General features: G+C 59.6%; 34 protein-coding genes. All 34 read left to right on the forward strand.

Translation table 11 applies throughout. The features are described from left to right. Positions 1–129 (forward strand): 30S ribosomal protein S10 (locus Q0Z69_RS09185; RefSeq protein ID WP_298032600.1); only part of this gene is annotated, 129 nt, incomplete at its 5' end. Between the two features lie 211 nt (positions 130–340). Continuing rightward, entirely contained in the window at positions 341–1,060 is a 720-nt protein-coding gene (gene rplC / locus Q0Z69_RS09190; protein ID WP_298032426.1) for a 50S ribosomal protein L3, read from the forward strand. A gap of 18 nt (positions 1,061–1,078) precedes the next feature. After that, entirely contained in the window at positions 1,079–1,702 is a 624-nt protein-coding gene (gene rplD, locus Q0Z69_RS09195; RefSeq protein WP_298032428.1) for a 50S ribosomal protein L4, read from the forward strand. Beyond that, positions 1,702–1,995, forward strand: a complete 294-nt coding sequence (gene rplW, locus Q0Z69_RS09200; protein ID WP_367272276.1) for a 50S ribosomal protein L23 — start codon at positions 1,702–1,704, stop codon at positions 1,993–1,995. Before rplD ends, rplW begins: the two co-directional genes overlap by 1 nt. Before the next feature lie 23 nt (positions 1,996–2,018). Then, complete coding sequence (gene rplB / locus Q0Z69_RS09205) at positions 2,019–2,852, forward strand: 50S ribosomal protein L2 (RefSeq protein WP_298032430.1); 834 nt, start codon at positions 2,019–2,021, stop codon at positions 2,850–2,852. 15 nt (positions 2,853–2,867) lie between these two features. Then, positions 2,868–3,128, forward strand: coding sequence for a 30S ribosomal protein S19 (gene rpsS, locus Q0Z69_RS09210; RefSeq protein WP_298032432.1), 261 nt, complete (start codon positions 2,868–2,870; stop codon positions 3,126–3,128). Positions 3,129–3,147: 19 nt separating this feature from the next. Continuing rightward, positions 3,148–3,492 (forward strand): 50S ribosomal protein L22, encoded by a 345-nt coding sequence (gene rplV / locus Q0Z69_RS09215; RefSeq protein WP_298032434.1) that lies wholly within the window; start codon positions 3,148–3,150, stop codon positions 3,490–3,492. A gap of 18 nt (positions 3,493–3,510) precedes the next feature. Beyond that, the gene (rpsC, locus tag Q0Z69_RS09220) at positions 3,511–4,395 is read left to right on the forward strand and encodes a 30S ribosomal protein S3 (protein WP_298032436.1); all 885 of its coding nucleotides are present in this window, start codon (positions 3,511–3,513) and stop codon (positions 4,393–4,395) included. Next, positions 4,395–4,817 carry a 50S ribosomal protein L16 gene (rplP, locus tag Q0Z69_RS09225; RefSeq protein ID WP_298032438.1) on the forward strand — a complete coding sequence of 141 codons (423 nt, stop codon included), beginning with the start codon at positions 4,395–4,397 and terminating at the stop codon, positions 4,815–4,817. Before rpsC ends, rplP begins: the two co-directional genes overlap by 1 nt. A gap of 1 nt (position 4,818) precedes the next feature. Further along, positions 4,819–5,019: a 50S ribosomal protein L29 gene (gene rpmC, locus Q0Z69_RS09230; RefSeq protein WP_298032440.1), complete on the forward strand. Its 201-nt coding sequence runs from the start codon at positions 4,819–4,821 to the stop codon at positions 5,017–5,019. A gap of 17 nt (positions 5,020–5,036) precedes the next feature. Beyond that, positions 5,037–5,303: a 30S ribosomal protein S17 gene (gene rpsQ / locus Q0Z69_RS09235; RefSeq protein WP_298032443.1), complete on the forward strand. Its 267-nt coding sequence runs from the start codon at positions 5,037–5,039 to the stop codon at positions 5,301–5,303. Between the two features lie 14 nt (positions 5,304–5,317). Next, positions 5,318–5,686, forward strand: coding sequence for a 50S ribosomal protein L14 (gene rplN, locus Q0Z69_RS09240; RefSeq protein WP_091127915.1), 369 nt, complete (start codon positions 5,318–5,320; stop codon positions 5,684–5,686). A 13-nt stretch (positions 5,687–5,699) separates the two neighbouring features. Further along, positions 5,700–6,011: a 50S ribosomal protein L24 gene (gene rplX, locus Q0Z69_RS09245; protein WP_298024419.1), complete on the forward strand. Its 312-nt coding sequence runs from the start codon at positions 5,700–5,702 to the stop codon at positions 6,009–6,011. Positions 6,012–6,028: 17 nt separating this feature from the next. Beyond that, entirely contained in the window at positions 6,029–6,568 is a 540-nt protein-coding gene (gene rplE, locus Q0Z69_RS09250) for a 50S ribosomal protein L5 (protein ID WP_298032446.1), read from the forward strand. A gap of 14 nt (positions 6,569–6,582) precedes the next feature. Beyond that, positions 6,583–6,768, forward strand: a complete 186-nt coding sequence (locus tag Q0Z69_RS09255; protein WP_298032448.1) for a type Z 30S ribosomal protein S14 — start codon at positions 6,583–6,585, stop codon at positions 6,766–6,768. 402 nt (positions 6,769–7,170) lie between these two features. Further along, entirely contained in the window at positions 7,171–7,569 is a 399-nt protein-coding gene (rpsH, locus tag Q0Z69_RS09260) for a 30S ribosomal protein S8 (protein ID WP_213039393.1), read from the forward strand. Positions 7,570–7,585: 16 nt separating this feature from the next. Further along, positions 7,586–8,131, forward strand: coding sequence for a 50S ribosomal protein L6 (rplF, locus tag Q0Z69_RS09265; RefSeq protein ID WP_298032452.1), 546 nt, complete (start codon positions 7,586–7,588; stop codon positions 8,129–8,131). A 14-nt stretch (positions 8,132–8,145) separates the two neighbouring features. Further along, positions 8,146–8,505: a 50S ribosomal protein L18 gene (rplR, locus tag Q0Z69_RS09270; protein ID WP_298032455.1), complete on the forward strand. Its 360-nt coding sequence runs from the start codon at positions 8,146–8,148 to the stop codon at positions 8,503–8,505. A gap of 19 nt (positions 8,506–8,524) precedes the next feature. After that, complete coding sequence (gene rpsE, locus Q0Z69_RS09275; protein ID WP_298032457.1) at positions 8,525–9,025, forward strand: 30S ribosomal protein S5; 501 nt, start codon at positions 8,525–8,527, stop codon at positions 9,023–9,025. A gap of 13 nt (positions 9,026–9,038) precedes the next feature. Next, on the forward strand, positions 9,039–9,221 hold the full coding sequence (rpmD, locus tag Q0Z69_RS09280; RefSeq protein ID WP_298032460.1) for a 50S ribosomal protein L30: 183 nt from the start codon (positions 9,039–9,041) through the stop codon (positions 9,219–9,221). Positions 9,222–9,234: 13 nt separating this feature from the next. Continuing rightward, on the forward strand, positions 9,235–9,675 hold the full coding sequence (gene rplO, locus Q0Z69_RS09285; protein WP_298032462.1) for a 50S ribosomal protein L15: 441 nt from the start codon (positions 9,235–9,237) through the stop codon (positions 9,673–9,675). A 1-nt stretch (position 9,676) separates the two neighbouring features. Further along, the gene (gene secY / locus Q0Z69_RS09290) at positions 9,677–11,077 is read left to right on the forward strand and encodes a preprotein translocase subunit SecY (RefSeq protein WP_298032465.1); all 1,401 of its coding nucleotides are present in this window, start codon (positions 9,677–9,679) and stop codon (positions 11,075–11,077) included. 15 nt (positions 11,078–11,092) lie between these two features. After that, complete coding sequence (locus Q0Z69_RS09295) at positions 11,093–11,725, forward strand: adenylate kinase (protein WP_298032468.1); 633 nt, start codon at positions 11,093–11,095, stop codon at positions 11,723–11,725. 4 nt (positions 11,726–11,729) lie between these two features. After that, the gene (map, locus tag Q0Z69_RS09300; protein WP_298032471.1) at positions 11,730–12,482 is read left to right on the forward strand and encodes a type I methionyl aminopeptidase; all 753 of its coding nucleotides are present in this window, start codon (positions 11,730–11,732) and stop codon (positions 12,480–12,482) included. 16 nt (positions 12,483–12,498) lie between these two features. Further along, entirely contained in the window at positions 12,499–12,783 is a 285-nt protein-coding gene (locus Q0Z69_RS09305) for a KOW domain-containing RNA-binding protein (protein ID WP_298032475.1), read from the forward strand. A 3-nt stretch (positions 12,784–12,786) separates the two neighbouring features. Beyond that, a complete protein-coding gene (infA, locus tag Q0Z69_RS09310; protein WP_091127896.1) occupies positions 12,787–13,005 on the forward strand; it encodes a translation initiation factor IF-1 in 219 nt (72 codons plus the stop codon). A 49-nt stretch (positions 13,006–13,054) separates the two neighbouring features. Further along, positions 13,055–13,168, forward strand: a complete 114-nt coding sequence (gene rpmJ, locus Q0Z69_RS09315; protein WP_014116882.1) for a 50S ribosomal protein L36 — start codon at positions 13,055–13,057, stop codon at positions 13,166–13,168. A 26-nt stretch (positions 13,169–13,194) separates the two neighbouring features. After that, on the forward strand, positions 13,195–13,560 hold the full coding sequence (gene rpsM / locus Q0Z69_RS09320; RefSeq protein WP_298032478.1) for a 30S ribosomal protein S13: 366 nt from the start codon (positions 13,195–13,197) through the stop codon (positions 13,558–13,560). A gap of 15 nt (positions 13,561–13,575) precedes the next feature. Next, positions 13,576–13,980, forward strand: a complete 405-nt coding sequence (gene rpsK, locus Q0Z69_RS09325; protein ID WP_298032481.1) for a 30S ribosomal protein S11 — start codon at positions 13,576–13,578, stop codon at positions 13,978–13,980. A 24-nt stretch (positions 13,981–14,004) separates the two neighbouring features. Next, positions 14,005–14,607 carry a 30S ribosomal protein S4 gene (rpsD, locus tag Q0Z69_RS09330; protein ID WP_298032485.1) on the forward strand — a complete coding sequence of 201 codons (603 nt, stop codon included), beginning with the start codon at positions 14,005–14,007 and terminating at the stop codon, positions 14,605–14,607. A gap of 87 nt (positions 14,608–14,694) precedes the next feature. After that, the gene (locus tag Q0Z69_RS09335) at positions 14,695–15,645 is read left to right on the forward strand and encodes a DNA-directed RNA polymerase subunit alpha (RefSeq protein ID WP_298032488.1); all 951 of its coding nucleotides are present in this window, start codon (positions 14,695–14,697) and stop codon (positions 15,643–15,645) included. A 207-nt stretch (positions 15,646–15,852) separates the two neighbouring features. Further along, the gene (gene rplQ / locus Q0Z69_RS09340; protein WP_298032490.1) at positions 15,853–16,197 is read left to right on the forward strand and encodes a 50S ribosomal protein L17; all 345 of its coding nucleotides are present in this window, start codon (positions 15,853–15,855) and stop codon (positions 16,195–16,197) included. Between the two features lie 316 nt (positions 16,198–16,513). Continuing rightward, positions 16,514–16,894 carry a hypothetical protein gene (locus Q0Z69_RS09345; RefSeq protein WP_298032493.1) on the forward strand — a complete coding sequence of 127 codons (381 nt, stop codon included), beginning with the start codon at positions 16,514–16,516 and terminating at the stop codon, positions 16,892–16,894. A gap of 328 nt (positions 16,895–17,222) precedes the next feature. Then, on the forward strand, positions 17,223–17,939 hold the full coding sequence (locus tag Q0Z69_RS09350) for a polysaccharide deacetylase family protein (RefSeq protein WP_298032496.1): 717 nt from the start codon (positions 17,223–17,225) through the stop codon (positions 17,937–17,939). The last annotated feature ends 52 nt before the right edge of the window (positions 17,940–17,991 follow it).

The following is a 17,991-nucleotide window of genomic DNA, read 5'->3' on the forward strand; positions in this document are numbered from 1 at the left end:
AGCCGCGAGCAGTTCGAGCGCCGCACCCACAAGAGACTGATCGACATCACCAAGTCCACTCCCAAGACCGTCGAGGCTCTGATGGCCCTCGAGCTGCCCGCCGGTGTGGAGATCGAGATCAAGCTGTGACCAGCCGCCTCTTTCCGCCTTGCCTGGCGAAAAGATCCAGCCGGTCCCCCGAGGTCCGCTAAATCCCCGCTCAAAAAAGCGCCTGCGCTTTTTTGAAACAAAGTTGCTCACCCATGCTCATCGTCTTGCGAGATGAGCGGGTCATGTCGGCAGAGCAATGCGCCGCGGCGTATCTAAGCCGACCAATAACCTTTCAGGAGGAGAATACACAATGAAAGCGATCATCGGCAAAAAAGTGGGCATGTCCCAGATTTTTGACGAGAACGGTCATGTGATCCCCGTCACTGTCATTGAGGCGGGACCCTGCGTGGTCGTTCAGAAAAAGACTTCCGAAAAGGAAGGCTACCAGGCTGTTCAGCTGGGCTTTGAGGACATCGCCGAGCACAAGCTGACCAAGCCCGAGATGGGCCACCTGAGCAAGGCTGGCGTGTCTCCCAAGAAACACCTGCGCGAGTTCGACCTGGAGAACGCCGCCGAGCTGAACATCGGCGACATCGTCAAGGCCGACACCTTCAAGGCCGGCGACTTCGTGGACGTCACCGGCACCAGCAAGGGCCACGGCTTCCAGGGCGTCGTCAAGCGCCACGGCGCTGCGGTGAAGCGCAACACCCACGGCGGCGGCCCCGTCCACCGCCATCAGGGCGCTCTGGCCGCCGGTACCGATCCTGCCCGTATCTTCAAGGGCCGCGACGGCGCCGGTCACATGGGCGTGGATCAGGTGACTGTGCAGAACCTGTCCGTCGTCAAGGTCGATCCCGAGCTGAACATGCTGGTCGTCTGCGGTGCCGTTCCCGGCCCCAAGGGCGGTCTGGTGACCATCAAGTCCACCGTGAAGGTCCACAAGGTCAAGCAGGCTGGCGCCGACATCAGCAAGAACCCGCAGAAGGCTTCCGGCCGCAACCCGCAGAAGGCCTCCGCCAGAAACAAGTAAGAAAGGGGTGCTTGAGAAATGTCTACCGTGAAAGTTTTGAACATGGCCGGCGCAGAAGTCGGTACCGTGGAATTGAACGACGCCGTCTTTGGCATCGAGCCCAATCAGACCGTCGTTCACGAGGTCGTGAAGAACCACCTCGCCAATTGCAGACAGGGCACTCAGAGCGCCCTCACCCGCGCCGAGGTCTCCGGCGGCGGCAGAAAGCCTTGGCGTCAGAAGAGCACCGGTCACGCCCGTCAAGGCTCCACCCGGTCTCCCCAGTGGACCCATGGCGGCATTGTGTTTGCGCCCAAGCCCCGGGATTACAGCTATGTGCTGAACAAGAAGGTCAAGCGCCTGGCGCTGAAGTCCGTTCTGTCCGCCAAGGCTGCCGAGGGCAAGGTGGTCGTGATCGACGCCATCAAGCTGGACGCCATCAAGACCGCTGATTTCCGCAAGTTCCTGGACGCTGTCAAGGTCGGCGGCAAGGCCCTGGTGGTCACTCCCGCTGTTGACACCGTGGTGGTCAAGAGCGCCCGGAACATCCCCGGCGTGCTGACCACTCCCGCTGCGCAGCTGAATGTCTATGACATCATCAACGCCCAGTATCTGGTGGTGGATCAGGCCGCGCTGGCTAAGATCGAGGAGGTGTACGCATAATGACTGCTTACGATATCATTATCCGTCCCATCATCACCGAGCGTGCTATGGCCGGCGCTGCCGACAAGAAGTACGTGTTCGAGGTTGCCAAGGACGCCGGCAAGATCGAGATCAAGAAGGCTGTTGAGGAGATCTTCGGCGTGAAGGTCGCCGCTGTCAACACCCTGACGGTGCCCGGCAAGGAAAAGCGCATGGGCGCCGGCCGCCCCGGCATGACCAAGACCTGGAAAAAGGCCTATGTCCAGCTGACGGCTGATTCCAAGACCATCGAATTCTTCGAAGGCATGGTCTGATAACGGAAGGAGAGTAAAGCGATATGTCTATCAAAACCTTTAAGCCGACGACTCCCTCCCGCCGTCAGATGACGGTCTCTGGTTTCGACGGCATCGACAAGAAGGCCAAGCCCGAGCCCAGCCTGACTCAGCCCCTGAAGAAGAGCTCCGGCCGCAACAGCTACGGCCGCATCACCGTCCGCCACCGCGGCGGCGGCAACAAGCGCAAGTACCGCGTCATCGACTTCAAGCGCGACAAGTTTGGCTCCGCCACCGTGCTGCGCCTGGAGTATGACCCCAACCGCAGCGCCAACATCGCCCTGATCCAGTACGAGGACGGCGAGAAGCGCTATATCCTGGCTCCTGTCGGCCTGAAGGCCGGTCACAAGATCATGACCGGTCCCGACGCCGATATCCTGCCCGGCAACGCGCTGCCCATCGCCAACATCCCCGTGGGCACCATCATCCACAATGTGGAGCTGCATCCCGGCAACGGCGCCCAGCTGGTGCGCTCCGCCGGCACTTCCGCCCAGCTGATGGCCAAGGAGGGCAGCGACGCGCAGATCCGCATGCCCTCCGGCGAGGTCCGCATCGTGCGCACCAACTGCTATGCCACCATTGGCCAGGTGGGCAACATCGAGCATGAGAACATCAACATCGGCAAGGCCGGCCGCAAGCGTCACATGGGCTGGCGGCCCACCGTCCGCGGCTCCGTCATGAACCCCAATGACCACCCCCACGGCGGCGGCGAGGGCCGCGCGCCCGTCGGCCGTCCCGGCCCTGTCACTCCCTGGGGCAAGCCCGCTATGGGCTACAAGACCCGCAAGGGCAAGAACCCCACCAACAAGTTCATCGTGAAGCGTCGCAACGAGAAGTAAGGGAGGCAAGTAAATATGAGCAGATCTATTAAAAAAGGCCCGTATGTTGCCCCTGAGCTTCTGAAGCGGGTCGAGGAAATGAACGCGAAGAACGAGAAGAAGGTCCTCAAGACCTGGAGCCGCAGCTCCACCATCTTCCCCGCCTTCGTCGGCCACACCATCGCCGTCCACGACGGCCGCAAGCATGTGCCTGTCTATATCCAGGAGGATATGGTGGGCCACAAGCTGGGTGAGTTCGCGCCCACCCGGACTTTCCGCAGCCACCGGAAAGACTGATTGAAGGAGGATGCTGAACATGGAAAATAAAACTGCGAAAGCGCATCTGCGCTATGTCCGCATCGCTCCCCGCAAGGTCCAGATCGTCTGCGATCTGATCCGCGGCAAGGACGCCGGCACTGCCATGGCGATCCTGATGCAGACCCCCAAGGCCGCTTCCGAGCCTCTGATGAAGCTCTTGAAGTCCGCCTGCGCCAACGCCGAGAACAACTTCGGCATGGATCCCGCCAAGCTGGTGGTGTCCGAGGTGTTCGCGACCCCCGGCCCCATCCTGAAGCGGATGATGCCCCGGGCGCGGGGCCGCGCCTATCGTATCAACAAGCGCACTTCTCACGTCACCCTGGCTGTGACGGAAAAGGCATAAGAGGGAGGAGAACAGTTTATGGGACAGAAAGTTAATCCCCACGGTTTGCGCGTGGGCGTCATCAAAGACTGGGATTCCCGTTGGTATGCCAGTGAAGAGAAGGTCGGCGATCTGATCGTTGAGGATCAGAAGATCCGCAAGTACCTGAAAAAGACCCTGTACGGCGCCGGCGTGCCCAAGATCGAGATCGAGCGCAGCGCCGATACCGTCACCATTTTCCTGCACTGCGCCCGTCCCGGCGTCGTCATCGGCAAGGGCGGCGAGCAGATCGAGCAGTACCGTCTGGCTGTTGAGAAGCTCATCGGCAAGAAGGTGCGGCTGAATATCGTCGAGGTCCGCAATCCCGACATGAACGCACAGTTGGTGGCCGAGAACATCGCTCAGCAGCTGGAGAAGCGCATCTCTCACCGCCGCGCCATGAAGAACGCCATGGCCCGCGCCATGCGCGCCGGCGCCAAGGGCATCAAGACCTGCTGCTCCGGCCGTTTGGGCGGACGCGAGATCGCCGGCGTGGAGCACTATCACGAGGGCACCATCCCCCTGCAGACCATCCGCGCCGACATCGAGTATGGCTTCGCGGAGGCCGCCACTACCTTTGGCCGCATCGGCGTGAAGGTGTGGATCTACAAGGGTGAGGTCCTCTCCCAGACCCTGCGCACCACTCCCCGCACCATGGACACCTCCAAGCCCTATCAGGAGCGTCGTGAGCGTCGTCCCCGCCGTGACGGCGACCGCCGCGGCGGCTTTGGCGGCGACCGCCGTCAGGGCGGCGGCTTCAACCGTGACCGTCAGGGCGGTTTCAACCGCGGCGGCCAGGGCCGTCCCCAGGGCGGTTTCAACCGCGCCAACAATACCCGTCCGGCTGCTCCCGCAGCCCCTGCTAAGGAAGGAGGAGCCCAGTAATGCTTCTGCCGAAGAGAGTGAAATACCGCCGCATGCAGCGCGGCCGTATGACCGGTAAGGCTACCCGCGGCAACACCGTCGCCTATGGCGAGTGGGGCCTGGTGGCCGACGAGCCCGGCTGGATCAAGAGCAATCAGATCGAGGCCGCCCGTATCGCCATGACCCGTTATACCAAGCGCGGCGGTCAGGTCTGGATCAAGATTTTCCCCGACAAGTCCGTCACCATGCGGGCTGCCGATTCCCGAATGGGTTCCGGTAAAGGCACCCCTGAGTACTGGGTCGCCGTGGTGAAGCCCGGCCGTGTCATGTTTGAGATCGCCGGCGTACCCGAAGATGTTGCCCGCGAGGCGCTTCGTCTGGCCAGCCACAAGCTGCCCATCAAGACGAAGGTGATCGCCCGCACCGAGGAAGCAGGTGAGTAAGATGAAGGCAAGTGAGATTCGTAAAATGACCCCTGAGCAGTTGAATGAGAAGCTGACGGGTCTGAAGAAGGACCTGTTCTATCTGCGTATGCAGCACGCTACCAATCAACTGGACAACCCCGTGAAGATCCGGGAGATCAAGCACGATATTGCCCGAGTCAAGACCGTGCTGGCGGAGCTCTCCGCTTCCGATAAGCAGTGAGAAGGAGGTAAGCGAAAATGAACGAAGAGAAGAGAACTTCCTCCCGTAAGGTCCGCGTCGGCAAGGTCGTTTCCGACAAGATGGATAAGACTGTGGTCGTGGCCATCGAGGACCGCGTGGCCCATCCTCTGTATAAGAAGATCGTCGGCCGCACCTATAAGCTGAAGGCCCATGACGAGCAGAACGCCTGCGGCATCGGCGATAAGGTCAAGGTGATGGAGACCCGCCCCCTGTCCAAGGATAAGCGGTGGCGCGTGGTCGAGATCATTGAAAAAGCGAAGTAAGGAGGTGCCGAGTTATGATTCAGCAGGAAACTTTTTTGAAAGTCGCCGATAATACCGGCGCCAAGGAGATCAAGTGCATCCGTGTTCTGGGCGGCTCCAGCCGGAAGTTCGGCAACATCGGCGATGTGATCGTTGCCTCCGTCCGCAAGTCAACCCCCGGCGGCACGGTGAAGAAGGGCGAGGTCGTCAAGGCCGTCATCGTCCGCAGCGCCAAGGGCGTCCGTCGTGCCGACGGCACCTATGTCCGCTTCGATGACAACGCCGCCGTCCTGATCAAGGATGACAAGAACCCCAGAGGTACCCGTATCTTTGGGCCTGTGGCTCGTGAGCTGCGCGACAAGGATTACATGAAGATCCTGTCCCTCGCTCCCGAAGTGATTTGAGGAGGGCGGCGAAATGGCTATGAACATCAAGAAGGGCGATACCGTTGTCGTCCTGTCCGGTAAGGACAAGGGCAAGCAGGGCAAGGTGCTGGGCACCGTTCCCGGCTCCCTGAAGGTCGTTGTGGAGGGCATCAACATGGTGACCTGCCACGTCAAGCCCCGCCGTCAGGGCGAGGAGGGCGGCATCGTCAAGCGCGAGGCTGCCATCGCTGGCTGCAAGGTGCAGGTCGTCTGCCCCAAGTGCGGCAAGGGTACCCGCGTCGCCCACAAGGTCGAGGGCGGCAAAAAGACCCGCGTGTGCAAGCACTGCGGCGCCGAGCTGTGAGAAAGGAGCGTTGACAAATGGCTAGACTGAAAGAAAAGTATACCGCCGAGGTCGCTCCCGCTCTGATGAAGCAGTTCGGCTATAAGAGCGTCATGCAGATCCCCAAGATCGACAAGGTGGTCGTGAACGTGGGCTGCGGTGAGGCTCGTGAGAACTCCAAGATCCTGGAGAACGTTGTCGGCGACCTGAGCAAGATCACCGGCCAGAAGCCCATCATCACCAAGGCCCGCAAGTCCATCGCCAACTTCAAGCTGCGCGAGGATATGCCCATCGGCGCGAAGGTGACTCTCCGCGGCGACAAGATGTGGGAGTTCCTGGACCGCCTGTTCAACGTGGCTCTGCCCCGTGTGCGTGACTTCCAGGGCATCAATCCCAACTCCTTTGACGGCCGCGGCAACTATGCCCTGGGCATCAAGGAGCAGCTGATCTTCCCCGAGATCGAGTACGACAAGATCGACAAGATCCGCGGCATGGATGTGGTCATCTGCACCACCGCGCACACCGACGAAGAGGCCCGCGCCCTGCTGCAGCAGGTCGGCGCTCCCTTCGCCCGCTAAGGAGGAAGAGAAAAATGGCTAAAACTTCGATGAAGATCAAGCAGCAGCGTCCCGCCAAGTACTCCAGCCGGAAGTACAACCGCTGCAAGCTGTGCGGCCGCCCCCACGCCTATCTGCGTGACTACGGCGTGTGCCGTATCTGCTTCCGGGAACTGGCCTATAAGGGCGAGATCCCCGGCGTGCGCAAGGCTTCTTTCTAAGACTTTATCCCACCGCGCGCCGCCCCCTGACGTATCCCGATACGCCTTCGGGGCTGGCGCGCTGTCTGGGAAAAGCGCCGGAAGCCGGCGCGGGCTGCTTTTCAGGAAAAAAGTACAAATATTGGCGCAAAGTACTTGACGGACTGCGTTTTTTTTGGTACTTTAAAATGTGGGGCACCTTGAGAAAGGTGCGCCACTTGCGCCGTTCTTTGGAGATTTTCAAAAGCGGCTGTTCTTACTTTTTTGTGACCACGGGCTTTTGATATGGGGCCCTTGGCGATACGGATGGCGAAAGGTCATGACCAATTGGGCACACATGCGCCAGCAGACTGCTCCATTGGCCATGATACCTCGCTGCCGGAACGGCCACAGGCCGTAACTCTAAAAATAGGAGGATTTACTATGCATATCACCGATCCTGTTGCGGATATGCTGACCCGCATCCGCAACGCCAACAGTGCGAAGCACGACACCGTTGATGTTCCCGCCTCCAACATGAAGAAGAGCATTGCGCAGATCCTGTTGGACGAGGGCTATATCAAGAACTTCCAGGTGGTGGACGACGGCCTGCAGGGCATGATCCACATCACCCTGAAGTATAACGCGGGCAAAGAGAAGGTCATCACCGGCCTGCGCCGCGTTTCCAAGCCCGGCCTGCGCGTCTATGTGGGCGCCGATGAGCTGCCCCGCGTGCTGCGTGGCCTGGGTATCGCCATCATCTCTACGTCCAAGGGCGTCATGACCGACAAGAAGGCCCGCGAGCTGCATGTCGGCGGCGAAGTCCTGGCATTCGTCTGGTAAGGAGGGCAAACGAACAATGTCTAGAATTGGCAGAATGCCCATTACCGTTCCCGCCGGCGTGACTGTGAATATCGCCGAGGGTAATGTGGTTACCGTTAAGGGACCCAAGGGCGAGCTGACTCGCGCGCTGCGCCCCGAGATGATCATTAAGCAGGAAGGCACCACGATCACTGTTGACCGTCCTTCCGATGACAAGCTGCACCGCAGCCTCCACGGCCTGACCCGCACTCTGCTGCACAATATGGTCGTCGGCGTGACTGAAGGCTTCAAGAAGGAGCTGGATGTGAACGGCGTGGGCTACCGTGTGGCCAAGGAGGGCAAGAACCTGGTCATGAACCTGGGCTACTCTCATCAGGTGATCGTTTCTGAGATCGAGGGCATCACCATCGATGTCCCCTCTCCCAATAAGATCGTCATCAATGGCTGCGACAAGCAGGCCGTCGGCCAGTTCGCCGCCGAGGTCCGCGAGAAGCGTCCTCCCGAGCCTTATAAGGGCAAGGGCATCAAGTATACTGACGAAGTCATCCGCCGCAAGGTCGGTAAGACCGGCGCCAAGAAGTAAGGAGGTGTGCCGATATGATTAAGAGACCCAATACCAACGCCCAGCGTCTGAAGCGCCACAAGAGAGTGCGCGCCAAGATCTCCGGCACCCCTGAGATGCCGCGTCTGAATGTGTTCCGCAGCGAGGCCAACATCTACGCCCAGGTCATCGATGATGTCAGCGGCGTGACTCTGGCTTCCGCTTCTTCCCTGGATAAGGCCATCGAGGGTTACGGCGGCAACATCGCCGCCGCCACCGCCGTTGGCAAGCTGGTGGCTGAGCGTGCCAAGGCCAAGGGCATCGAGACCGTGGTGTTCGACCGCGGCGGTTACCTGTATCACGGCCGCGTGCAGGCTTTGGCCGAGGGCGCCCGTGAAGGCGGCCTGAAATTCTAAGGGAGGAGGAACGACAACAATGCCTAGATTTGAAAGAGAACAGAGCGAGTATATCGAGAAGGTCGTGTACCTCAACCGCGTTTCCAAAACCGTGAAGGGCGGCCGCGTCATGAAATTCTCCGCCCTGGTCGTCGTTGGCGACGGTAAGGGCAAGGTCGGTTACGGCCTGGGCAAGGCTGCTGAAGTTCCCGAAGCGATCCGCAAGGGCATCGAGGACGCCAAGAAGAATATGATCACCGTGACCCTCTCCGGGACCACTGTCCCCCATGAGACCATCGGTGAGGCCGGCGCCGGACGCGTGCTGATGAAGCCCGCCGCCCCTGGTACCGGCGTGATCGCCGGCGGCGCTGTGCGTGCCGTCGTCGAGGCCGCGGGCATCAAGGACATCCGTACCAAGTGCCTGCGTTCCAACAACCCCAACAACGTTGTCGCCGCTGCTTTCCAGGGCCTGAAGAACATGCGTGGTCCTGAGGAGATCGCCCGCATCCGCGGCAAGCGCGTCGAAGACATCGTGGGTTAAGGAGGCGCGAAACATGGCAAACTTGAATATTAAGCTCGTCAAGAGCCTGAACGGTCGTCTGGAAAAGCAGATCCTGACCGCTCATTCCCTGGGCCTGCGCAAGATCGGTGACGTCACCGTGCAGCCCGACAATGATTGCACCCGCGGCAAGATCGCCAAGATCGGCTATCTGCTGCAGGTCACTGAAGTGAAGTAAGGAGGCACGAAAGATGAAACTGAGCGAACTGTCTCCCGCCGAGGGCTCCGTCCGTCAGGCTTACCGCAAGGGCCGGGGCGCCGGCTCCGGCAACGGCAAGACCGGCGGCCGCGGCCACAAGGGCCAGAAAGCCCGCAGCGGCGGCAAGATCCGCATTGGCTTTGAGGGCGGCCAGATGCCCCTGGCCCGCCGTATCCCCAAGCGCGGCTTCAACAATATCTTTGCAAAGCCGTTGGAGATCGTGAACCTGAGCGCCCTGAACGCCTTTGAGGACGGCGAGACCGTCACTGCCGAGGCGCTGCTGGCCAAGGGCATCCTCTCCAAGTGCGTATACGGCTACAAAGTTCTGGGTAACGGCAAGGTTGCCAAGAAGGTCACTGTCAAGGCTTCTGCTTTCTCCGCGTCTGCCAAGGAGGCCATCGAGGCGGCCGGCGGAAAGGCAGAGGTGATGTAACGTGATCCAGACGATTCGCAAGGCGTGGGGTATCCCCGAGCTGCGGAAAAAGATCATCTTTACACTCCTCATTCTGCTGATCTTTAGAATCGGCAACGCCATTACCGTTCCCTATATCAACAAAATCGCGCTGGAAGCGCAGCTGAACAGCATGGGGACCACTTATTTCGGATTGCTCAACGCCATGAGCGGCGGCGCTTTCGCAATGGCTACTGTTTTCGCCCTGAGCATCCAGCCCTATATCAACAGCTCCATCATCATCCAGCTGCTGACCGTGGCCATCCCCGCTCTGGAGCGGCTGGCCAAGGAGGGAGGCGAGGAGGGCCGGAAGAAGATCCAGTCCATCACGCGCTACACCACCATCGGTATTGCCGTCCTGCAGGCCGTGGGCTACTACTTCATGATGAAGCGCTACAACCTGCTGGAGACCGGAGCCGACGGCATCTGGCCCGCACTGGTCATCATCGTGACGCTGATCGCCGGTTCTTCCTTCGTGATGTGGATGGGAGAGCAGGTCACGGAGTTCGGCGTGGGCAACGGCATTTCCATCATCCTGTTCGCGGGCATCATCTCCCGCGTGCCTAACATGATCAGCGGCATGATCGACGGCGTACGGACCTGGTCCGGCGTCAAGGCCGGCAGCATCACGCTGGACGGTCTGGTGTCCGGCTATCAGTCCGCCGGCTATTCCGCCACGGTGGCCAATCAGATGGCTGAGTCCAAGATGGCTGGGGCTATCGCTCCTTGGGGCATCGTTCTGCTTCTGGTGGGCATCCTGGCGCTGATCGTGTTCATCGTGTTCATCAACGACGCCGAGCGCCGCATCCCCGTGCAGTATGCCAAGCGCCAGGTGGGCCGGAAGATGTACGGCGGCCAGAGCACCAACCTGCCCATGAAGGTGAGCATGGCCGGCGTTCTGCCCGTGATTTTCGCCCAGAGCATCGCGTCTCTGCCCATCACCGTGTGGAGCTTCATCGGCACACCGGCGGAGGGCAGCGTGTCCCGCGCCATTTACGACGCCATTGACACCAAGTCCGTGCTCTATATGGTCGTATATTTCATCATGATCATCGGCTTCAGTTATTTCTATTCCAGCATCCAGTTCAATCCCGTTGAGATCGCAAACAACCTGAAGAAGCAGGGCGGTTTCATCCCGGGCTTCCGGCCCGGCAAGCCCACGGTGGACTTCATCAAGAAGGTCCTGAACAAGATCACTCTGTTCGGCGCGATCTATCTGGGCATCGTGGCGATCTGCCCCCTGCTGGTGGGCAAGGCCATCGGCAACAACTCCGTGGCCATCGGCGGCACCTCCGTCATCATCGTGGTGGGCGTGGCGCTGGAGACTGTCAAGGCGTTGGAATCCCAGATGCTGATGCGTCAGTACAAGGGCTTCCTGGAATAAGAAAGAAGGCAGTTTATGAAACTGATCCTGCTGGGCGCCCCTGGCGCCGGCAAAGGCACACAGGCGGAGATCCTGTGTGAAAAGCTGGGGATCCCCACCATCTCCACCGGCAACATCCTCCGTGCCGCCATCAAGAACGGCACGCCCACCGGCATGAAGGCCAAGGCTTTCATGGACGCGGGCAAGCTGGTGCCCGATGACGTGATCATCGGCATCATCACCGAGCGGGTCGCCGAAGCGGACTGTGCCAACGGCTATATCCTGGACGGGGTTCCCCGCACCATCGCCCAGGCCGAGGCCATGGAGAAGGCCGGGATCGTGTTTGACGCCGTCGTTTCCATCGAGATCTCCGATGAGACCATCATGGAACGCATGAGCGGCCGCCGCGTCTGCGAGGCCTGCGGGGCCAGTTACCATGTGGTGGCTGTGCCTCCCAAGGCTGAGGGCGTGTGCGACAAGTGCGGCGGCAAGCTGGTCCAGCGAAAAGATGATGCCCCCGAGACCGTGAAAGCGCGTCTTGAGGTCTATCATAGGGAGACTGAGCCTCTGAAGGACTTTTACGCCAAGCGCGGTCTCCTGAAAACTGTGGAAAACCAACCCTCTGTGGCGGAGACCTCTGCGGTCATCCTCCGCGTGCTGGGGAGATGAGCCGATGATTACGCTCAGATCCCCCCATGAGATCGAACTGATGCGCCATGCCGGAAAAATTACCGCGGCTGCCCGTGCGTTAGCAGGGGAAATGGTAAGGCCTGGCGTAACGACCCAAGAGATCGATCATGCGGTGGAGCATTTCATCCGCAAACAGGGCGCGGTGCCGTCCTTCCTCCACTACAACGGCTATCCCGCCAGCGCCTGCATCAGCGTCAACGACGAGATCATCCACGGCATCCCCGGCAAGCGGGTCTTGCAGGAGGGCGATATCGTCAGCGTGGACGTGGGCGCCTACATTGGAGGATTTCACGGCGACTGCGCGGCGACCTTCGCCTGCGGCAGGATCTCTCCCGAGGCTCAGGACCTGATCGATGTGACCAGGCAGAGCTTTTTCGAGGGGATCCGGTTCGCCAGGGAAGGGCGCCGGCTGCTGGATATTTCCGCAGCGATCCAAACCTATGTGGAAAGCCACGGCTACTCCATCGTCCGGGAATATGTCGGCCACGGCGTCGGCACGGCGATGCATGAGCCGCCGGAGATCCCCAACTACGGCCATCCCGGCCGGGGACCCAGGCTTCTGCGCGGCATGACTCTTGCGATAGAGCCCATGGTGAACGCCGGCTCCGCCGCGATCAAACAGATGCCTGACGGCTGGACCGTCAGGACCCTGGACGGCAAGTGGGCGGCCCACTACGAAAATACGATCCTGATTACCGATGGTGAGCCTGAGATCCTCACGGCTCCCGCTATCTGAAAGTAAGAAGAAACGTATGGAGATCGCAAAATCAAATATTGTTCGTTCCAGCGCTGGACGGGATCGGGGCAAGCTCTTCGTCGTTCTCGCGGTGGAGGGGGAGTACCTCCTGCTGGCGGATGGAAAGGGACGGAAGGTGGAATCACCCAAGCGCAAAAAGCGCAGGCATGTGCTGTTTGTAGCGGCGGATGAGACCCGCCTTTCAGAAAAGATCAAAAGCAGCGAAAAGATCACCAACAGTGAACTTCGCAGGACCCTGGCGGGCTACCGCCAGGAAGTCCAACCGGACCAGGAGGGATAACGTTTGGCAAAATCCGATATGATCGAAGTGGAAGGTGTTGTGGTGGAAGCTCTGCCCAACACGACGTTCCAGGTTGACATTGGAAATGGACACACGATCCTAGCGCATATTTCCGGAAAACTCAGAATGAATTTCATCAGGATTCTGCCCGGCGACAAGGTCACGGTGGAGATGTCCCCGTATGATCTGACCCGCGGCCGGATCACCTGGCGCAGTAAGTAAGCGTCAGGCGAACAGAGACTAGAAACCGCTGAAAGGAAGGTTTAGAACTATGAAAGTAAGACCGTCCGTGAAGCCCATGTGCGAAAAGTGCAAGGTCATCCGCCGCAAAGGCCGTGTCATGGTCATTTGCGAAAATCCTAAGCACAAGCAGAGACAGGGCTAACATTTAATTGGAGGTGCTTTAAAAGTATGGCACGTATTGCCGGTATTGACCTGCCGAAGGATAAGCGTATCGAGATCGGCCTCACCTATATCTACGGCATTGGCAGAAAGAGCGCCAAGGACATCCTGGCGCAGACGGGCATCGACCCCGACATCCGCGTGAAGGATCTGACCGACGCCCAGGAGCAGCAGCTCCGTGACGCCATCGACGCCTATACCGTCGAGGGCGACCTGCGCCGCCAGACCGCCCTGGACATCAAGCGCCTGAGCGAGATCGGCTGCTATCGCGGCATCCGGCACCGCAAGGGTCTGCCTGTCCGCGGCCAGCGCAGCAAGACCAACGCGCGGACCCGCAAAGGTCCCAAGAAGACCATTGCCAACAAGAAGAAGTAAGGAGGGAGAACAGAAATGGCAACTGCAAAAGCTAGCGGCAAGAAGGTCATTCGCCGCCGTCGTGAAAGAAAGAACATTGAGCGTGGCCAGGTCCATATCCGTTCTTCTTTCAACAACACCATGGTGACTGTTACCGATACCCAGGGCAACGCCATCTCCTGGGCTTCTTCCGGCGGCCTCGGCTTCCGCGGCAGCAAGAAGTCCACTCCCTTTGCGGCCCAGACCGCGGCTGAGACCGCTGCCCGCGCCGCCATGGAGCACGGCCTCAAGACCGTGGAAGTTTTCGTCAAGGGTCCCGGCCAGGGCCGCGAGGCTGCTATCCGCGCCCTGCAGGCCGTGGGTCTGGAAGTGACCATGATCAAGGACGTCACTCCCATCCCCCACAATGGCTGCCGTCCCCCGAAGCGTCGCCGCGTGTAATCGAAAGAGGAGGTAACAAGCAATATGGCAAAGAATATGCAGCCGATCGCCAAGCGCTGCAAGGCTTTGGGCATTTCTCCTGCCGTCATGGGCTATGCGAAGAAGGAGACCAATCGCAATCCTGGCGGCCAGATGAGAAAGAAGAAGAGCGAATATGGCATTCAGTTGAACGAGAAGCAAAAGGTCAAGTTCATCTATGGCATTCTGGAAAAGCAGTTCCACGACTACTATGAGAAGGCTGCCGCCGCCCCCGGCAAGACTGGCGACAACCTGCTGATCACCGTGGAGCGCCGTCTGGACAATGTGGTGTACCGCATGGGCTTCGCCATGACCCGCCGTCAGGCTCGTCAGCTGGTGAACCACGCCCACTTCACCGTCAATGGCCAGAAGGTCAATATCCCCTCTTACCTGGTCAAGGCCGGCGATGTGATCGAGGTGGCTGAGAGCAGCCGTTCTTCCGAGGTCTTTAAGCGCCTGCTGGGCCAGGACGCCCCTATGTTCCTGCTGCCACCCTGGATGGAGCGTGAAAAGAACGCCCTGAAGGGTACAGTGACCCGCCTTCCCGCCCGCGAGGACATCGATGTTCCCGTGGAGGAGCACCTCATCGTTGAGTTGTACTCCAAGTAATCGGAGGATACCCTCAATAATGATGAAAACTGCCGGCGGCGTGCAATCGTGCACTGCCGCAATGAGAAGATGAAGGAGGGTAACTGCATGATCGAAATTGAGAAGCCCCAGATCGACTGTACCGAGACTCCCGGCGATGTCACGTACGGCAAGTACGTTGTGGAGCCGCTGGAGCGCGGCTATGGCACGACTTTGGGCAATGCGCTCCGCCGCATTATGCTTTCCTCTCTGCCGGGCACCGCGCCGACCACGCTGAAGATCGCCGGCGTCCAGCATGAGTTTTCCACCATCCCCGGTGTCAAGGAAGACGTGACGGAGATCGTCTTGAATGTGAAGGGCCTCCTGACCAAGCTGCACAGCGAAACGGTGAAAACCGTCTATATCGAAGCGGTCGGCCCCTGCGAGGTCACCGCCGGCGACATCAAGGCCGACGGCGAGGTGGAGGTCCTGAATCCCGAGATGCACATTGCCACTCTGGATAATGGCGCCACACTGAACATGGAGATCACTCTGTCTCACGGCCGGGGCTATGTGCCTGCCGACCGCAACAAGCCTCAGCAGAATGTGATCGGCACCATTGCAGTGGATTCCATCTACACCCCGGTCTACAAGGTGAACTACACGGTGGAGCCGACCCGCGTGGGCGCTTCCAGCGACTTTGACAAGCTGACGCTGGAGGTCTGGACCGACGGCACCATTTCCGCGCGGGACGCGGTGTCTCTGGGCGCCAAGATCCTGTGCGACCACTTTACGCTGTTCACAGACCTCTCCGAAAACGTGGGCAGTAAGCCCACTGTGGTGGAGAAGGCCGAGGCCCAGCGGGATAAGGTGCTGGAGATGACCATCGAGGAGCTGGACCTCAGCGTCCGCAGCTTCAACTGCCTCAAGCGCGCCAACATCAACACCGTGGAGGACTTGATCTCCAAGACCGAGGACGAGATGATGAAGGTCCGCAACCTGGGCCGCAAGTCCCTGGAAGAGGTCATCAACAAGCTGGCTATGATGGGTCTCCATCTGGCCGACGAGGAAAATAACTGAGCCGGGGTCCCCGGCTGACCAAGGCCCGATGTACGGCGATCCCCCTGGAGAAGGGGCGCTCGTCACGGCGCTGAGAGCCCTGCGCTCACGGCGCCGGACCGTATGGACGGCAAACTTTTTGACGGCTGTGCCGTCGGGCCGCTTTCTGCGGCTCCAATAAAACGGATGGGCCGTTTTGTTGAGAATCAGTATAAGGAGGAAACCGAAATGCCCGGAACTCGGAAACTTGGCAAGACTACCGACCAGCGCATGGCGATGCTGCGTCAGCAGGTCACGGATTTCCTGGACAACGGGAAGATGGAAACCACCGTAACCCGCTGCAAGGAGATCAAGCCTTTGGCTGAGAAGATGATAACCCTCGGCAAGAAGAACGATCTGGCTGCTTACCGGCAGGCTATGAGCTTCATCACTCGCGAGGACGTCTGCAAGAAGATCTTCAAGGAGATCGCCCCCAGCTATGCGGAGCGGAACGGCGGTTATACCCGCATCGTCCGCACCGGTGTGCGCCGCGGCGACGCTGCGGAGACCGCGATCATCGAACTGGTGAAGTGATCCACGTATGAAAAAAGCCCTTTGCAATGTGTACCTAGGCACGTTGCAAAGGGCTTTTACGTTTATCAAGAAGCCAGCAAGTCTAAACATACGATTTTTCTTTTCAAATCGACAGAAATGTGATATAATGAAATGGGTTTAGGCAATGTTTGAAAATTGGCGGAATGCTGGATCGGGACAGATTTTTTCGTCAGGCAAGGCGATTTCCCGGAGGAGTCCTGACGGATCTCAAGGGAGATTAACGAAGTCCTGACAGGAAAAGGCGCATAATATTTTGACATTTTTCAAACAGGGCCTGGAAAGGGAGGGCTATCACATGCGAAAGGTTCGCTGCTATGAGTGCGGCAAAAGCTATGATTTTGACGAGGATGATTTCTGCCCCAGATGCGGGGCCTTCAACCAGCCGCCCAGAGAAACCCGCATCGGGGTGGATGGCACGCTGGTCCGGGTCGATGGTCTGAACGAGCGGAACCACAAAGGCTCCTTCGTTCACCGGGAGCTGCATGAGGAGAACCGGGAGCGCCGGGCCATCGGCCTGTCCAAGGGGGTGAAACGGGGGAGGAGCCAGCCTGCCGCTTCCTCTGTGCGAAAGCCGAAGAAGCAGGAGACTAAAAATCCCTTCGCCATTGTGGGAAAAATCATTTTTTGGATCATTATCTTAAATGTTTTTGCCACGATATTAGAAATCATATTTTGATCCTATTAAAAGAGCCGCCCCAGCGGGCGGCTCTTTTTTTGAAGCCCCGGCGCTCTTCCGCGGCAGTTTTTGACAGAGGTATTTTTCCCCGGCCTGCACAAACTATAGTCGACACACTTGAAAAGAAGCAAAACTTCTTTTCAAACCATCGGCGCATGCGCCGATGGTGGCCGCAAAGCGGCCTAAGTGTCTTCTTCATAGTCAACGCCCACGGGCTTTGCCCGTCCAGCGGGTATGCCCGCTGGTTGAAAATCTGCTTTTGCTGATTTTCAAGTGCGTTGACTATATGCTCACCCGCGGCGCGGGAAAAGATGCGGAGGGGATGCGGATGCGGAAACAATGGCTGCTGGCGCTGACAGCGCTGGCCGCTCTGGCGCTGCTGGCGCGTCCAGGGGAGCGGCAGGCAGTCCCGGCGGATGGCACGGCGGAGCTGGCAGCAGAGACCCATTATATCGCCCTGACGTTTGACGACGGTCCCCGCCATGATACCACCGCCCGTCTGCTGGACGGTCTGCGGCAGCGGGGGGCCAGCGCCACCTTTTTCCTGGTGGGGGAGCAGGCCCAGGCAAATCCGGAGCTGGTAGAGCGCATGGAGGCGGAAGGCCATCAGGTGGGCAACCATACCTGGAGCCATGTCCGGCTGGAGGGCGCCTCCCGGGAGGCCGTGGCGGAGGAGGTGGCCCGGACCGAGGCATTTTTGAGCCAGCTGCTGGGAGGAAACGGCTATTGGCTCCGCCCGCCCTATGGATTGATCACCGCCGGAACAGAGAACCAGATCACCGTCCCTATGGTCAAGTGGTCCGTGGATCCCAGAGACTGGGAGAGCCGGAACACCGCCAAGGTGGTCCAGGCGGTGCTGGAAGCCGTCCGCCCCAACAGCATCATCCTGCTCCATGACATCTATCCCACCTCTGTGGAGGCGGCCTTGCAGGTCGTGGATACCCTGCAGGCGCAGGGCTATGTGTTCGTCACCGTGGAGGAGCTGCTGTATCTCAACGGCGTCCGGCCCCAGCCGGGGGTCATGTACCGCACCGGAAAAGGATAAGGACCCGTATCCACAAGCGTTCACGCGAGATTGCCGAGCCTTTTTCCGCCAT

The sequence above is a fragment of the uncultured Dysosmobacter sp. genome (assembly GCF_947631165.1).
Taxonomy (GTDB): domain Bacteria; phylum Bacillota; class Clostridia; order Oscillospirales; family Oscillospiraceae; genus Oscillibacter.

Coding starts and splice junctions, on each gene's coding strand:
- rplC (WP_298032426.1), top strand. CDS start 341: ATGAAAGCGATCATCGGCAAAAAAGTGGGCATGTCCCAGATTTTTGAC.
- rplD (WP_298032428.1), top strand. CDS start 1,079: ATGTCTACCGTGAAAGTTTTGAACATGGCCGGCGCAGAAGTCGGTACC.
- rplW (WP_367272276.1), top strand. CDS start 1,702: ATGACTGCTTACGATATCATTATCCGTCCCATCATCACCGAGCGTGCT.
- rplB (WP_298032430.1), top strand. CDS start 2,019: ATGTCTATCAAAACCTTTAAGCCGACGACTCCCTCCCGCCGTCAGATG.
- rpsS (WP_298032432.1), top strand. CDS start 2,868: ATGAGCAGATCTATTAAAAAAGGCCCGTATGTTGCCCCTGAGCTTCTG.
- rplV (WP_298032434.1), top strand. CDS start 3,148: ATGGAAAATAAAACTGCGAAAGCGCATCTGCGCTATGTCCGCATCGCT.
- rpsC (WP_298032436.1), top strand. CDS start 3,511: ATGGGACAGAAAGTTAATCCCCACGGTTTGCGCGTGGGCGTCATCAAA.
- rplP (WP_298032438.1), top strand. CDS start 4,395: ATGCTTCTGCCGAAGAGAGTGAAATACCGCCGCATGCAGCGCGGCCGT.
- rpmC (WP_298032440.1), top strand. CDS start 4,819: ATGAAGGCAAGTGAGATTCGTAAAATGACCCCTGAGCAGTTGAATGAG.
- rpsQ (WP_298032443.1), top strand. CDS start 5,037: ATGAACGAAGAGAAGAGAACTTCCTCCCGTAAGGTCCGCGTCGGCAAG.
- rplN (WP_091127915.1), top strand. CDS start 5,318: ATGATTCAGCAGGAAACTTTTTTGAAAGTCGCCGATAATACCGGCGCC.
- rplX (WP_298024419.1), top strand. CDS start 5,700: ATGGCTATGAACATCAAGAAGGGCGATACCGTTGTCGTCCTGTCCGGT.
- rplE (WP_298032446.1), top strand. CDS start 6,029: ATGGCTAGACTGAAAGAAAAGTATACCGCCGAGGTCGCTCCCGCTCTG.
- Q0Z69_RS09255 (WP_298032448.1), top strand. CDS start 6,583: ATGGCTAAAACTTCGATGAAGATCAAGCAGCAGCGTCCCGCCAAGTAC.
- rpsH (WP_213039393.1), top strand. CDS start 7,171: ATGCATATCACCGATCCTGTTGCGGATATGCTGACCCGCATCCGCAAC.
- rplF (WP_298032452.1), top strand. CDS start 7,586: ATGTCTAGAATTGGCAGAATGCCCATTACCGTTCCCGCCGGCGTGACT.
- rplR (WP_298032455.1), top strand. CDS start 8,146: ATGATTAAGAGACCCAATACCAACGCCCAGCGTCTGAAGCGCCACAAG.
- rpsE (WP_298032457.1), top strand. CDS start 8,525: ATGCCTAGATTTGAAAGAGAACAGAGCGAGTATATCGAGAAGGTCGTG.
- rpmD (WP_298032460.1), top strand. CDS start 9,039: ATGGCAAACTTGAATATTAAGCTCGTCAAGAGCCTGAACGGTCGTCTG.
- rplO (WP_298032462.1), top strand. CDS start 9,235: ATGAAACTGAGCGAACTGTCTCCCGCCGAGGGCTCCGTCCGTCAGGCT.
- Q0Z69_RS09295 (WP_298032468.1), top strand. CDS start 11,093: ATGAAACTGATCCTGCTGGGCGCCCCTGGCGCCGGCAAAGGCACACAG.
- map (WP_298032471.1), top strand. CDS start 11,730: ATGATTACGCTCAGATCCCCCCATGAGATCGAACTGATGCGCCATGCC.
- Q0Z69_RS09305 (WP_298032475.1), top strand. CDS start 12,499: ATGGAGATCGCAAAATCAAATATTGTTCGTTCCAGCGCTGGACGGGAT.
- rpmJ (WP_014116882.1), top strand. CDS start 13,055: ATGAAAGTAAGACCGTCCGTGAAGCCCATGTGCGAAAAGTGCAAGGTC.
- rpsM (WP_298032478.1), top strand. CDS start 13,195: ATGGCACGTATTGCCGGTATTGACCTGCCGAAGGATAAGCGTATCGAG.
- rpsK (WP_298032481.1), top strand. CDS start 13,576: ATGGCAACTGCAAAAGCTAGCGGCAAGAAGGTCATTCGCCGCCGTCGT.
- rpsD (WP_298032485.1), top strand. CDS start 14,005: ATGGCAAAGAATATGCAGCCGATCGCCAAGCGCTGCAAGGCTTTGGGC.
- Q0Z69_RS09335 (WP_298032488.1), top strand. CDS start 14,695: ATGATCGAAATTGAGAAGCCCCAGATCGACTGTACCGAGACTCCCGGC.
- rplQ (WP_298032490.1), top strand. CDS start 15,853: ATGCCCGGAACTCGGAAACTTGGCAAGACTACCGACCAGCGCATGGCG.
- Q0Z69_RS09345 (WP_298032493.1), top strand. CDS start 16,514: ATGCGAAAGGTTCGCTGCTATGAGTGCGGCAAAAGCTATGATTTTGAC.
- Q0Z69_RS09350 (WP_298032496.1), top strand. CDS start 17,223: ATGCGGAAACAATGGCTGCTGGCGCTGACAGCGCTGGCCGCTCTGGCG.